At 69.5% G+C, this 12,871-nt stretch carries 13 protein-coding genes; 5 read left to right on the top strand and 8 right to left on the bottom strand.

Annotated features, from left to right (window positions below; genetic code table 11):
- Positions 1–4: 4 nt before the first annotated feature.
- Positions 5–1,351 carry a CPBP family intramembrane glutamic endopeptidase gene (locus tag H286_RS0101755; RefSeq protein ID WP_020096859.1) on the bottom strand — a complete coding sequence of 449 codons (1,347 nt, stop codon included), beginning with the start codon at positions 1,349–1,351 and terminating at the stop codon, positions 5–7.
- A gap of 99 nt (positions 1,352–1,450) precedes the next feature.
- Between H286_RS0101755 and H286_RS0101750 the strand changes: the two genes are divergently transcribed.
- The 3 genes from H286_RS0101750 to H286_RS0101740 all read left to right on the top strand — a co-directional run bounded on the left by H286_RS0101750 (position 1,451) and on the right by H286_RS0101740 (position 4,275).
- Positions 1,451–2,143, top strand: a complete 693-nt coding sequence (locus tag H286_RS0101750) for a response regulator transcription factor (protein ID WP_018188578.1) — start codon at positions 1,451–1,453, stop codon at positions 2,141–2,143.
- Positions 2,144–2,231: 88 nt separating this feature from the next.
- Positions 2,232–3,872, top strand: coding sequence for a sensor histidine kinase (locus H286_RS0101745; protein WP_020096858.1), 1,641 nt, complete (start codon positions 2,232–2,234; stop codon positions 3,870–3,872).
- Between the two features lie 115 nt (positions 3,873–3,987).
- Entirely contained in the window at positions 3,988–4,275 is a 288-nt protein-coding gene (locus H286_RS0101740; protein ID WP_018188580.1) for a WXG100 family type VII secretion target, read from the top strand.
- A gap of 67 nt (positions 4,276–4,342) precedes the next feature.
- Here the strand turns inward: H286_RS0101740 and groL are convergent, their stop codons facing one another.
- Positions 4,343–5,962 carry a chaperonin GroEL gene (groL, locus tag H286_RS0101735; protein WP_018188581.1) on the bottom strand — a complete coding sequence of 540 codons (1,620 nt, stop codon included), beginning with the start codon at positions 5,960–5,962 and terminating at the stop codon, positions 4,343–4,345.
- A 237-nt stretch (positions 5,963–6,199) separates the two neighbouring features.
- Between groL and H286_RS0101730 the strand changes: the two genes are divergently transcribed.
- Positions 6,200–6,724 (top strand): DUF4303 domain-containing protein, encoded by a 525-nt coding sequence (locus H286_RS0101730; RefSeq protein ID WP_020096857.1) that lies wholly within the window; start codon positions 6,200–6,202, stop codon positions 6,722–6,724.
- A gap of 6 nt (positions 6,725–6,730) precedes the next feature.
- Here H286_RS0101730 and H286_RS0101725 read toward each other — a convergent pair whose 3' ends face one another.
- The 3 genes from H286_RS0101725 to H286_RS0101715 all read right to left on the bottom strand — a co-directional run bounded on the left by H286_RS0101725 (position 6,731) and on the right by H286_RS0101715 (position 7,979).
- Complete coding sequence (locus H286_RS0101725) at positions 6,731–6,934, bottom strand: cold-shock protein (RefSeq protein WP_018188583.1); 204 nt, start codon at positions 6,932–6,934, stop codon at positions 6,731–6,733.
- A 142-nt stretch (positions 6,935–7,076) separates the two neighbouring features.
- Positions 7,077–7,709 carry a LytR C-terminal domain-containing protein gene (locus H286_RS0101720; RefSeq protein ID WP_020096856.1) on the bottom strand — a complete coding sequence of 211 codons (633 nt, stop codon included), beginning with the start codon at positions 7,707–7,709 and terminating at the stop codon, positions 7,077–7,079.
- A gap of 9 nt (positions 7,710–7,718) precedes the next feature.
- Positions 7,719–7,979, bottom strand: coding sequence for a DUF3263 domain-containing protein (locus tag H286_RS0101715; protein WP_020096855.1), 261 nt, complete (start codon positions 7,977–7,979; stop codon positions 7,719–7,721).
- An 87-nt stretch (positions 7,980–8,066) separates the two neighbouring features.
- Here H286_RS0101715 and msrB point away from each other — a divergent pair, with 87 nt between their 5' ends.
- Positions 8,067–8,477, top strand: a complete 411-nt coding sequence (msrB, locus tag H286_RS0101710) for a peptide-methionine (R)-S-oxide reductase MsrB (RefSeq protein WP_018188586.1) — start codon at positions 8,067–8,069, stop codon at positions 8,475–8,477.
- 13 nt (positions 8,478–8,490) lie between these two features.
- Here msrB and H286_RS0101705 read toward each other — a convergent pair whose 3' ends face one another.
- The 3 genes from H286_RS0101705 to H286_RS0101695 all read right to left on the bottom strand — a co-directional run bounded on the left by H286_RS0101705 (position 8,491) and on the right by H286_RS0101695 (position 12,735).
- A complete protein-coding gene (locus H286_RS0101705; RefSeq protein WP_018188587.1) occupies positions 8,491–9,444 on the bottom strand; it encodes a DMT family transporter in 954 nt (317 codons plus the stop codon).
- Between the two features lie 10 nt (positions 9,445–9,454).
- On the bottom strand, positions 9,455–10,483 hold the full coding sequence (locus H286_RS0101700; protein ID WP_018188588.1) for a 6-phosphofructokinase: 1,029 nt from the start codon (positions 10,481–10,483) through the stop codon (positions 9,455–9,457).
- 95 nt (positions 10,484–10,578) lie between these two features.
- Positions 10,579–12,735, bottom strand: a complete 2,157-nt coding sequence (locus H286_RS0101695) for a DEAD/DEAH box helicase (RefSeq protein ID WP_020096854.1) — start codon at positions 12,733–12,735, stop codon at positions 10,579–10,581.
- Positions 12,736–12,871 lie beyond the last annotated feature (136 nt).

The raw sequence follows: 12,871 nt of genomic DNA, 5'->3' as shown, positions 1-12,871 counted from the left end.
AGCGTCAGTCGGACGAGGACGATCCGGACGAGCCGCCGTCCGATCCGCCGGTGCCCCCGGCATCCGATCCCATCGACCCGGAGCCACCGTCGGACGGTGACGGGGAGTCGGGCGTCGGGGTCGTGTCGGGAGCGGGCGCGTACTCGCCCCACCGCGGCGCCTGATGTGGCTGCAAAGGCGGACCGTCGTACGGCGCGGGCGTCGGTGTCGGATCGACGGGCGGCTGCCCGTAGACCGGAGCCTGCCCGTACACCGGCGGCTGGCCGTACACCGGCGGCTGGCCGTACACCGGCGGCTGGCCGTACACCGGCGGCTGACCGTACACCGGCGGCTGGCCGTACACCGGCGGGTATGCGTAGGCGGCGGGAACGTGCACCGGCTCCGGCGGCGGCGTGAGGCGCACGGTGCGGCGCCCGTCACCGCGGCGCCACAGCCACTCGACGACACCGACGAATGCGGCGATCATCACGGCGGAGGACACCAGGCTGACGATGCTCGTGTCGGTCGCCGCCGCATCGCTGAGCCCGAAGACCGAGAACCCGAAGGCGGCGAGGTTGTTCACGATGTGCAGGGCGATCGCCGCTTCGAGCCCACCGGTCCGCCAGGTCAGCCAGCCGGCGGCGATCGCGAACACCGCCACGCTCGCCTGCCCGGCCCAGTCGTAGATGTGCCCCAGCACGAACAGCGGGACGGGGAGCAGGATCGCCCATGCGGGGTGCTTCAACCACCGCCCGACCGTCTGCATGAGGTACCCGCGGAAGATGTACTCCTCCGCGGCCGCCTGGAAGGGCACCAGCAGGAGGACGACGAGAAGGGATGCCACGAACGCCGGGTTGTCCGCGGGCGCGACGACGTTGCCGCCCCCCTCCTCTGCCGGGAGCAGGAAGGACAGGGCCGAGATCACGATGTAGACGACCACCGCGGCACCCATGCACAGAAGGAGCCACTTCCATCGGAGCCTTCCGGCGACCGAGGAGATGTAGCCGACCCGTCGACCGTTCACGACGAAGGACGACAGCAGGTAGATCGGCCACATCACCGCGAGCGACAGCAGGATGATGGCGAGTCCGATCGGGTCGCTGACGTCGATCGTGAGGAGCCGGTCCGTCAGCGCAAAGATGTCGACGGAGGGATCGGTGGCGAGGACGACCAGGCCGAAGACGAGACCGATGACGGTGCTTACGACGAGGTAGAGGACGACGCCCATGGCACCGGTCGCCAGCGGCGTCCACCACCCGCGGCGCTGCCGTGCGAACACCAGCCGATGGAAGGCGGCACCCGGACCGGTGACGTCGGCCGGCAGTGTCGGCGCGGGTCGGGGCGGAACGGGGGCGGAATGCGGGACGGTCACCGTTCCATCCTGTCTCACCGCGCGCGGGGATCGTACTCCGGAGCGACCCGGGAACGGAATGTCCAGCAAACCGATGGATTCCGGTGCCAGTATGGGCTCATGACCGCTGCGCGCATCCTCGTCGTGGACGACGAGCCGAACATCCGGGACCTGCTGGTCACCAGTCTCCGGTTCGCCGGATACCAGGTCCGTGCCGTCGCGAACGGCGCCCAGACCATCTCGGCCGTCCTCGAAGAAGAACCCGACCTGATCATCCTCGACGTCATGCTGCCCGACATGAACGGGTTCAGCGTGACCAAGCGGCTGCGCGGTGCGGGCTACACGGCCCCCATCCTCTTCCTCACGGCGAAGGATGCCACCGAGGACAAGATCGAGGGCCTCAACGTCGGCGGCGACGACTACGTCACCAAGCCGTTCAGCCTCGACGAGATCGTCGCTCGCATCCAGGCCATCCTCCGCCGGACGATGCAGGCCGACGAGGACTCGATCATCAAGGCCGGCGAGATCACGATGGACCAGGACACCCACGACGTCCAGGTCGGCGATGTCTCGATCGACCTCTCGCCCACCGAGTTCAAGCTCCTGCGGTACCTGATGCTCAACCCCAACCGGGTGCTCAGCAAGGCGCAGATCCTCGACCACGTGTGGGAGTACGACTTCAACGGCGACGCCGGCATCGTCGAGAGTTACATCTCCTACCTCCGCCGCAAGATCGATCCGCACTCCTCCGAGCCGCTCATCCAGACCAAGCGCGGCTTCGGATACATGCTGAAGGCCGACCGCACCGCCTGAACGGAGGCGCCCCCTGGGCCCGACGGCATCGCAGGACCGCGTCACCCATTGGTGGCGCGGTCTCAGCCTGCGCACGAAAGTCACCGGCGTGACGGTGAGCATCCTGGCATTCGGAATGATCGCCGCCGGCGTCGGCACCATGATCTTCCTGCGGAACGCCCAGCTCGGCGCCGTCGATCAGTCGCTGACCCAGACGGTCACGACCGACGTCGCGAGCAACCTCATGAACGTCACGCTCGACGACGGCGAAGCCACCTTCACCCCGATCGCCGCGGCGCCGACCGACTTCTCGGTCGCGGTGTACAGCGGCAAGGGCAAAGGCGAGCGTCTGGCCGTGGCGGGCGGTGACGACACCCTCTCGCCGCCCGCCTTCCCCGAGACGTTCTCGCTCGACCAGACGGTGCTCGACGGAACGGCGCCCTTCGATCTGCCGTCGGCCGACGGGACCGTGCGCTACCGCGCCAGTGTCGACACCCTCCCGATCCCGGGCTCACGGGAGTACTACACGCAGCTGGTCGCCCTGCCGCTCAACGACGTGAACCGGACGGTCGCCAACTACATCGGCATCTACACGGCCCTCGCCCTCTTCACGATCGTCTGCAGCGCGATCCTGACCCGCGGACTGGTGACCCTGGCGTTCCGCGGCCTCGGCCAGGTCGAGTCCACCGCCATGACCATCGCGCAGGGCGATTTCAGCCAGCGCATGAGCGACATCGCGCCGGGCACCGAGGTCGGCCGCCTCAAGACCGCGATCAACGTCATGCTCGAGCGGATCGACGAGGCACTGGGCGAACGGGACTCGACGGTCGATCGGATGCGGCGGTTCATCGGCGACGCGAGCCACGAACTCCGCACACCGCTCGTGACCGTCCGCGGCTACGCCGAGCTGTACCGGATGGGCGCCATCCAGGATCCGGAGCAGACGGCGCAGGCGATGGAGCGCATCGAGAAGGAGGCGATCCGCATGGGCGCCCTCGTCGAGGACCTCCTCGCCCTCGCACGGCTCGACGAACAGCGCGACGTCGCCGTCGTGCCTGTCGACCTGCGCCCGATCGCCCGCGATGCCGCACTCGACGCGCGCGCGGCATCCCCCGATCGCGACGTCTCGTTCCTCGGCCAGACCTCGACCTCCCCGGTCCCGATGGCGGTCTTCCCCGCGCAGGACCCCTCGCCCAAGCGGCGAGGCGGCGCCATCGCGGGAGCCGGCCGGCTCCTGCGCCGTCGGAATCGAGCGGATGCCGCGTCCCCCGATCAGGCGACCGAGCCCATCCTGCTGCACCTGCCGCAGCCGGTCGTGCCGATCGTCCTCGGTGACGAGAACCGCATCCGCCAGGTCGTCGCCAACCTCCTCGGCAACGCCCGCCGGTACACCCCGGCAGGATCGCCGATCGAACTCTCCGTGGGGGCGGACCTCGAGACCGGACGCGGCTGGATCTCTGTCGCCGACCACGGCGAGGGCGTCCCCGAGCAGATCCGCAGCAAGATCTTCCAGCGCTTCTGGCGCGCCGACTCCTCGCGCACGCGCGAGACGGGCGGTTCCGGCCTCGGTCTGTCGATCGTCGCCTCCATCGTCGCGACGCTGCAGGGCACGATCGAGGTCACCGACACCGCCGGCGGCGGCGCGACGTTCACGGTGTCACTCCCGCTCGCGACGGATCGAGCGACCGCCGGGGCGGCTCTCGACGTCGCGACGCAGCCGCTCCCGCGGACACCGCGCAGCGAGAGCTGAACAGCCTCCTCCCCAGCGCACGACGGGACGGATCCCTCTCCCCAGGCGGCGAGGATGCGCGAAGGCCCCGGCGCGGGTCTTTAGCGTGGCGGCATCCCATTCGAAAGGAACCGTCATGACCGCCTTCACCGTCGACAGCGACGCCGTCCTCGCCGCCACCACCACGATCCGCGCCACGGGCGACCGTGTGCAGTCCGAGACCGCCGCCATGCTCGGTCATCTGACCCAGCTGCAGGGTTCGTGGACGGGCAGCGCGTCGGTCGCCTTCCAGGGCGTGGTCGAGCGCTGGCGCGCCGCACAGCGGGAACTGGATGCCGCCCTCGGCGACATCAGCACCGCGCTCGCCACCGTCGGCCAGCAGTACGCGCAGACCGAGATGGCCGCCGCAGGTATGTTCCGCTGACGCGTCCGCGAACGACGAAGGGCCCCTCCCGGAGGAGGGGCCCTTCGTGCTGGCTGTCAGCGCTGGATCAGAAGTCCATGCCGCCGGTCGGGTCGCCGGCCGGAGCCGCCGCCTTCTCGGGCTTGTCGGCCACGACGACCTCGGTGGTGAGGAACAGGCCGGCGATGGACGCCGCGTTCTGCAGCGCCGAGCGGGTGACCTTGGCCGGGTCGATGATGCCGGCGGCGAACATGTCGACGTACTCGCCGGTCGCCGCGTTGAGGCCCTGGCCCGCGGGGAGCTCGGCGACCTTGTTCGAGACGACACCCGGCTCGAGGCCGGCGTTGAGGGCGATCTGCTTCAGCGGAGCCTGGATGGCGACCTTGACGATGTTCGCACCCGTCGCCTCGTCACCGACGAGCTCGAGCTTTGCGAACGCCTTCTCGCCGGCCTGGATGAGCGCGACGCCACCACCGGGGACGATGCCCTCCTCGACGGCTGCCTTCGCGTTGCGGACGGCGTCCTCGATGCGGTGCTTGCGCTCCTTGAGCTCGACCTCGGTCGCGGCTCCGGCCTTGATGACGGCGACGCCACCGGCGAGCTTCGCGAGGCGCTCCTGGAGCTTCTCGCGGTCGTAGTCGCTGTCGGTGTTGTCGATCTCGCGGCGGATCTGGGTCACGCGACCCTCGATCTGCGCTGCGTCACCGGCACCCTCGACGATGGTGGTCTCGTCCTTGGTGATGATGACCTTGCGCGCGCGGCCGAGCAGGTCGAGGGTGGCGTTCTCGAGCTTGAGACCGACCTCCTCGGTGATGACCTGGCCACCCGTGAGGATCGCGATGTCCTGCAGCTGGGCCTTGCGGCGGTCGCCGAAGCCGGGAGCCTTGACGGCAGCCGACTTGAAGATGCCGCGGATCTTGTTGAGCACGAGCGTCGCGAGAGCCTCGCCCTCGACGTCCTCGGCGATGATGAGGAGCTCCTTGCCGTCCTGGATCACCTTGTCGACGACGGGCAGAAGGTCCTTGATGTTCGAGATCTTCTGGTTCGCGATGAGGATGTAGGGGTCCTCGAAGACGGCTTCCTGACGGTCGGCGTCGGTGACGAAGTAGGGGTTGATGTAGCCCTTGTCGAAGCGCATGCCCTCGGTGAGCTCGAGCTCGGTGCCGAAGGTGTTGGACTCCTCGACGGTGACGACGCCTTCCTTGCCCACCTTGTCGATGGCCTCGGCGATCAGGGCGCCGATCTCGGGGTCGGCAGCCGAGATGGATGCCGTCGCCGCGATCTGGTCCTTGGTCTCGATCTCCTTCGCCCCGGCGAGCAGCTCGTCGGAGAGAGCCTTGACGGCCTTCTCGATGCCCTTCTTGAGCGAGATGGGGTCGGCGCCGGCTGCGACGTTGCGCAGACCTTCACGCACGAGCGCCTGGGCGAGGACCGTAGCGGTCGTCGTACCGTCACCGGCGACGTCGTCGGTCTTCTTGGCGACCTCCTTGACGAGCTCCGCGCCGATCTTCTCGTACGGGTCGTCGAGCTCGATCTCCTTGGCGATCGACACGCCGTCGTTCGTGATCGTGGGGGCGCCCCACTTCTTCTCGAGCACGACGTTGCGGCCACGGGGGCCGAGCGTCACCTTGACGGCGTCGGCCAGGGTGTTGAGGCCGCGCTCGAGGCCGCGGCGGGCCTCTTCGTCGAAAGCGATGATCTTTGCCATAAGTGTGTCGTCCCTCCCGGACGTGAGGTTCAGTACCGTGCCCCCAGGGACTGGGAGCGGGATCGTTCTGGCACTCAGGATGAGTGAGTGCTAAATCATTCTGGCACTCGACCATAGGGAGTGCAAGCCGCGCGGCCGCGACCCGCGCTACCGTGGTCGGCGCCGCGCCGATGCCTGCGACGGCGCCCGATGCCCGGGGTGTCGAACGGGTCCAGCCCTACGAGAGGAGATCGTTCCGTGAACCGTGACGACGCGCGTCGAGCGCTGCGGGAAGCCACTGTCGCCGCCTTCGACGAGACGATCGAGACCCTCACCGGCGAGCGGGTGTACGCGGTCGCCCTGACCACGGACGACGGCGCGATGAGCGCGGGGCTCTGCATCACCACCGTCGAGCACTACGAGTCGAAGAGGTCGCAAGCGGATGCCGCCGGCGACCTCGCCTCCCCCGGGTACGACGCCTACCTGCGGTGGGACACCGCCGAGTGGCGCGACGAGCTGGCGGGCTGGGAGCACTTCTCGCCGATCTCCCGGCTGCTCAAGGACTCGTCGGACGACACCGACGGCTGGTTCGAGGAACACATCGATGCCCTGATCGCCGCCCTCGCGCACCTGCGGGCCGAGCGCGCAGAAGCGCTTGCCGGGATCACCCTCTTCGTCTCCGTCACCGACAGCGACGAGACGGAGGCCATCGAGAACCGCTCCGCCCGAGAGCTGAATCCGCCCGAGCTGAGCGGACGCTTCCTGAGCCGATACGAGACCTGACAGGCGTCAGGCGACGACGCGGACGGACTCGGCTTGCGGGCCCTTCTGCCCGGTGCCGACGGTGAACTCGACGGCCTGCCCCTCCTCGAGGACCCGGAAGCCCGACATGTCGATGTTGGAGTAGTGGACGAAGACGTCCTGTCCGTCACCGAGGGTGATGAAGCCGAAGCCCTTCTCGGCGTTGAACCACTTGACGGTTCCCTGGGTCATGCGAATCTCCTGAAGCTGTGGGACATCGAAATGCTAGCCACGGCTCCGCGCTCGCAGACGCCGTTCGGGGCTTTGTTGACACCCCCGAACCGAAGTGTTTACGGCGTCGAAACACGCCGCCGGGAGGGCGACGTGTGCTCCGTCATTCGCTGCCGAAATCGAGGCCGACCACGACGACCAACTGGGGCCGACTCGCGCCGTCCGCCGCCGTCGTCTCGGGCGGCGCGACGACCTGATACGTGTCGTCGAGCGACACCTCGGCGCCGCCGATCGCGTCCGCCAGTCCGCGGGCAGCCGCTTCGTCCGCGGGTCGCGCGTAATAGACGGTGGTCGTCGGGAAGTCGGTGGAGCTCGCGTTGCTCACCTCGACGTCGGCGTCGGCCCAGCCCGCCGCGATGACCTGATCGCGGATCCGGGCACCCAGCCCCGTCTCGGCCGTCGCATTCAGCACGAGGACCTGGTACGAGGTGTCGACCTTGGGAGCGACGACCTGGGAGGTGCCGCTCGGCCCGGCCGCCGGCCCGAAGGAGAGGCGTCCCGTCGAGAGCAGCGTGCCGAAGACACCCGCGGCGACGATCGCGACGGTCGCGACGGCGGACCAGAAGACGATGAGCCCGATCCGGAGTCGGGGGTTCTCGGCGCGGTGGGCGCCAACTCGCGACACGTTCGGGGAGACGTCGTCGAAACGGTCGGTGGCGGCGGGACGACCCGTCGAGGCGGAGAGGGCCGTCGGGTCGGGCTGCTCTTGCTCAGGCGGGGATGTCGGAGACGGCACCCGAGGATCCTATCGGGCGGAGGCAGGGAGGATCCTGGCGCGGCTGCGGCGCTCGCGCTCCTGGTCGGCGTGGAGACGGCGGAGGCGGTGCACCAGGACCGGATCGTGGGCCACGGCATCCGCGGACTCGAGGATGCGTCCGAGGAGCTGGTAGTACCGCGCGGGCGTCAACGAGAGCTCCGCTCGGAGCGCTTCCTCCTTGGCGCCGGAATGCCGGTGCCACCGCGCCTCGAAGTCGAGGACGGCTCGGTCGCGGTCGGAGAGGGGCACTCCCCCACCGTACGACCGTCATCGGGCGACACTGCGGAACATCCGGGCGGTTCGTCCGGTTGAATAGGACGAGGGAAGGAAGAACACATGAGCTATCGCGTGGAGAAGACCGACGAGCAGTGGCGTGAGGAGCTGACGCCCGAGCAGTACGCCGTCCTGCGCCAGGCCGGCACGGAGCGCGCCTGGACCGGCGAACTCCTCGACGAGGAGCGGGCCGGGTTCTACACCTGTGCCGCGTGCGGGTCGGAGCTGTTCCAGAGCGGCACGAAGTTCGACTCGCACTGCGGGTGGCCGAGCTTCTACGAGTCCGTGCGCCCCGAGGCGGTCGAACTCATCGAGGACAACAGCCACGGCATGGTGCGCACCGAGGTCCGCTGCGCCAACTGCGGATCGCACCTGGGGCACGTGTTCCCCGACGGTTTCGGCACGCCGACCGGTGACCGCTACTGCATGAACTCGCTGTCGCTGTCGTTCACCCCGAAGGGCGACGGGGCCTGATCCGTCGCGGCGCTCAGCGCCGCACGCGCCAGAACGCTGCGACCGACACCGACGCGAGACCGATCACGACCGTGATCGCCTCGACGAGGAGACCGGGCCCGGCGGGCGCAGGCCAGAGGGCGTCGAGGACCAGCGAGGCGACGAGCTGGCCCGAGACGGCCGCCAGGCCGAACAGCAGGACACCGGTCCGCGCCACGATCGCGGCCGACATGACGATGTATGTCACACCCAGGACGCCCCCGAGGTAGAGCCACGGCTCACCCGGGGGCGTTGCGGGTGGTCCGCCTACGAGGGTAACGATGACCGCCAGTACCGTGAGGATGACGGTGCCGACGACGAAGTTGACGAGCGTCGCTGTCAGGGGCGTACCCACGCGGGCGCGCAGCCTGCCGTTGGTGGCCTGCTGCCACGCGAGGCCGACACCCACGAAGACCGGCAGGATCACCATCCACACCGGTACCCCGGCCAGTCCGTCCCCGGCGATCAGCATGACGGCCACCGCACCGAGCGCGAGCACCCCGCCGACCAGGCGCGGTACTGTGACGGCCACGACGCCTCCCGGGCCGAAGCCGATCCGGTCGAAGACCAAGCCGCCCACCGTCTGTCCGGCCACGATGCCGACGGTGAACAGCGAGACGCCGACGATGCCGACCGCGAAGCTCTGCGTCCCGACAGTGAACGCACCGGCCGCGCCGCCCACCAGCATCCACCAGGGGATCGTGTGATCCCGGATGCCGCGGGCCAGGGCGGCGGCGCCGCGCCTGCCCGCGGGCGTCAGCACGCTGATGAGCGCGATCAGGAGCAGTCCGCTCGCGAACGAGACGACGGCGGCGGCCATCGCGTGCTCGAGGCGCACCCCGAGCTGCCCGTTGATGCGGGCCTGGACGGCGGTGAGCACACCGACCGACACCGCCCCCAGAAGGGCGGGAGAGACGGATGCCGGGGCTGAGGGAGTCGCAGTCGTCACGCCGATCGGCTCAGCCGAACAGCGCGGCGGCTTCTTCGTAGCGGTGCGGCGGGACCGTGTGGAGAGATCCGAGGGCCTCGGCGAAGGGGACGCGCACGATCTCGGTGCCCTGCATCGCGACCATCTGACCCCATGCGCCGTCGACGATCGCGTCGGCGGCGTGCAGGCCCAGTCTGGTGGCGAGGACGCGGTCGAAGCCCGACGGCGATCCGCCGCGCTGGATGTGACCGAGGACGGTCGAGCGGGTCTCGATGCCCGTGATCCGTTCGATCTCGGGCGCGAGGATCTCGCTGATGCCGCCGAGACGCGGGCGGTTGAACGCGTCGAGACCCTTGTCACTGAAGGCCTCGTCCATGCCCGTGAGCTTGAAGCCCTCCGAGACGACGACCAGCGGCGCGCGGCCGCGGTCGTGGGCCTTGGTCACCTGCTCGGCGATGTCGTCGATCGACATGGGCTGCTCGGGGATGCAGATGACATGGGCGCCCGCCGCGATACCCGAGTGCAGGGCGATCCAGCCGACGTGGCGCCCCATGACCTCGGCGACCATGCAGCGCTGGTGGGAGTCGCCCGTGGTCCGCAGCCGGTCCATTGCCTCGGTGGCGATGTTCACGGCGGTGTCGAAACCGAAGGAGTAGTCGGTGGCGTGCAGGTCGTTGTCGATCGTCTTCGGCACGCCGAGGACGTTGATCCCGTCCTTGTGCAAGCGGTCCGCCGCGGCGAGCGTTCCCTCGCCGCCGATCGCGACGATGCCGTCGAGACGGTGCCCGTACATCGTCTTGGAGATGTTCTCGGCGCCGCCGCGCGGCCCCTCGTAGGGGTTGGTGCGGCTCGTCCCGAGGATCGTGCCGCCGACCTTCGACAGCCCCTTCACCTCGTGACGGGTCAGGGGGAAGAAGTCACCGTCGACCACGCCGCGCCACCCGTCGCGGATGCCCACGAACTCGATGTCGTAGGTCGTCGTGCCCTTCAGCACGATGCCCCGGATGACGGCGTTCAGTCCGGGACAGTCGCCGCCGCTCGTGAGGATACCGATCTTCATGGGTGGTCCTTTGGGTGATATCGGGTTGGTGCTGGGGGCGACGCTGCCTCCACGACACTAGCGTCGCGGCGGCATCCCCTGCCAGCGGAGCGACCTCAGGCCGCGCCGAGGGCCTGCCGCAGGAGGTGCATCAGCGCCGACAGCTGCACGGAGTCGCTCGAGGTCGGGTCGACCGCGTCGCCGTCGAGGGCGCGCTGAGCGAGCCCCTGTTTGCTGTCGATGAGCTCGGCGATCTTCGTGTCGATCGTGTGCGCCGCAATGATGCGCCACGCGGTGACCGGCTCGCCCTGGCCGATGCGATGCACGCGGTCGATCGCCTGCGTCTGCTCGGCCGCGGTCCAGCTGAGCTCGGCGAGGACCACGTTCGAGGCGGCCTGCAGGTTGAGGCCGACACCGGCGGCCGTCAGCGAGCACACCGCGATCGCGACGTCCGGCTCGCCGTTGAAGGCATCGATGGCCTGCTGGCGGACGGGGGTCGTCTGGTCGCCGCGGATCGAGACGGTGCGGAGCCCCGCCGACGCGAAGTGCGCCTCGGCGGCATCCATCACGTCGATGTGCTTCGCGAAGAAGACCACCTTGCCGACCGAGCGCTGCAGCTGCACGGCGTAGTCCGCGGCGAGGTGCGCCTTGGCCTGACCGATGCGGCGGACCATCGTGAAGACGTTCTCGGAGCCGCTGCCGGCGGCCTTGGCCTCTTCGAGCTCACCGTGGGCGACGAGTCGCACGATGTCCTCGTCGGCCTCGCCGCGGAGAACGCGGTCGCCGCGGGCCTCGATGATCCGGCGGTACTTCGCCGCCAGACGATCGCCGAGCTCGCGCTCGGCGGCACGGATCGACCGGCCGTATTCATCGTCGAGCTCGACGGGGAGGTCGGCGACGAGCTTGTCGGGCAGGTCGGCGGCGACGTCCTTCTTCTTGCGTCGGACGATCCCCATCGAGATCACGGCGGAGCGCGCCTCGGGGTAGAACGCCTTGTCGGCCGGGGTCAGGCCGGTCTCGTCGAGGCGCGCCATGAGCTCGGGGCCCGGCTTCTCACCGTTCGTCCAGCCGAGGAAACGCCAGATGGCGTCGAAGTCCTCGACGTCGTTGATGAGGGGCGTACCCGTCAGCGCCAGCAGGAGCGGGTCGCGCACCTGCTCGCGGATCCGCGACCCGAGGGCGAGCACGTTCCGGGACCGCTGCGAGGTCAGGTTCTTGATGAAGTGGGCCTCGTCGACGACCATGCCCTGCAGCCCGATCGAGCTCAGCCAGGCGAGGTGACGGTCGAGAATCTCGTAGTTGACGATGAAGACGTCGGCGAAGGCGTCCATCGTCTCGCCGTCGCCCTGGATGACGGTCGCGCGTCGCTGCGGCGTCCACCGCTCGACCTCGCGTGCCCAGTTCATCTTCACGACGTTGGGGACGACGACCAGGAGCGGGTAGGCGTCGGCGACGGATGCCGCGAGCACCGACTGCGCCGTCTTGCCGAGACCCGGCTCGTCGGCGAGCAGGAAGCTGCGGTGTCCGGAGCGCACGGCTTCGAGGAACCGCGACTGGTGCTGCATGACCTCGAGGCCCTTGGGCGAGAGGCGGTCGAACTCGGGCACCGGAGGCAGATCCATCGACGCGGCGCCGCCGCCGGCACCCGTCTCGAAGGCCTTGTACAGCGGGCCCATGAGCTCCCAGCCGTCGAGTCGGCGACGCGGTGTGGGTGCGACGGCGCGGAGCGCGGCGTCCGGGGACAGGAACGGGTTCGACTCCTTGCGCGCCTCGACCTGCGGCGGCACGACCTGACGGTCGGCGACACCCTCGGGCACGACGGGGGTCTGCGCGGGCTTCGCATCGGTGATGATCAGCTCGTCCTCGGGCAGGTCGGCGCCCGACTCGATGAGCCAGTCGCGACGCATGCGACGGGCGACCGGCGACGTCGCCTGGTCGACCTCGAGCAGCTGGATGAGCGAGGTGTCGCGCGCCGCGGTCTTGGCGAGGATCGTCGCGACGCCGTCGAGCCGCTTGAGCAGCTCGGCGCGGGCGCCGTCAGCGATGTCGGTCGCGGCCTTGACGCGGGCGCGCTCCTCGCGGACGAGGAAGGCGATCACCTGGAACTTGACCCGATTGGTCGGCCCCAGCTTTCCGCGCTGCGCCTTGGCTTCGACCTCGCGTACCTTGCGGGCGAGGATCGGGATGAGGGGTGCTTCGTCGTCTCGACGCGACGACGATCCCCGGCGACGCCGAGCGGCGGTCTTGGGGGCGGTGGCTGCCGTGGTCGGCATGCTCCTCCTGAGCGTGACACCGGCGGTGCCGGCGGTGGCCGTCGATGACGACGGTCTTACGGGACCGCGACGGTGCAGTCGCGGTGCGATATGGTCCCCGGATCCCCCGGCTGCGGGCACTCGCTTCTGCGAGCTG

Origin of the sequence: Microbacterium sp. 11MF, from assembly GCF_000383475.1 — a bacterium.
Classification (GTDB): Bacteria; Actinomycetota; Actinomycetes; order Actinomycetales; family Microbacteriaceae; genus Microbacterium; species Microbacterium aquilitoris.
Note: the sequence above shows the minus strand (reverse complement) of the source record. Positions and strands in the feature narration are given on the sequence as shown.

Bases quoted from the DNA above. Each gene is read 5' to 3' on its own strand.
- H286_RS0101750 (WP_018188578.1), top strand. From the start codon at position 1,451: ATGACCGCTGCGCGCATCCTCGTCGTGGACGACGAGCCGAACATCCGG.
- H286_RS0101725 (WP_018188583.1), bottom strand. From the start codon at position 6,934: ATGACCCAGGGAACCGTCAAGTGGTTCAACGCCGAGAAGGGCTTCGGC.
- H286_RS0101740 (WP_018188580.1), top strand. From the start codon at position 3,988: ATGACCGCCTTCACCGTCGACAGCGACGCCGTCCTCGCCGCCACCACC.
- H286_RS0101700 (WP_018188588.1), bottom strand. From the start codon at position 10,483: ATGAAGATCGGTATCCTCACGAGCGGCGGCGACTGTCCCGGACTGAAC.
- groL (WP_018188581.1), bottom strand. From the start codon at position 5,962: ATGGCAAAGATCATCGCTTTCGACGAAGAGGCCCGCCGCGGCCTCGAG.
- H286_RS0101695 (WP_020096854.1), bottom strand. From the start codon at position 12,735: ATGCCGACCACGGCAGCCACCGCCCCCAAGACCGCCGCTCGGCGTCGC.
- msrB (WP_018188586.1), top strand. From the start codon at position 8,067: ATGAGCTATCGCGTGGAGAAGACCGACGAGCAGTGGCGTGAGGAGCTG.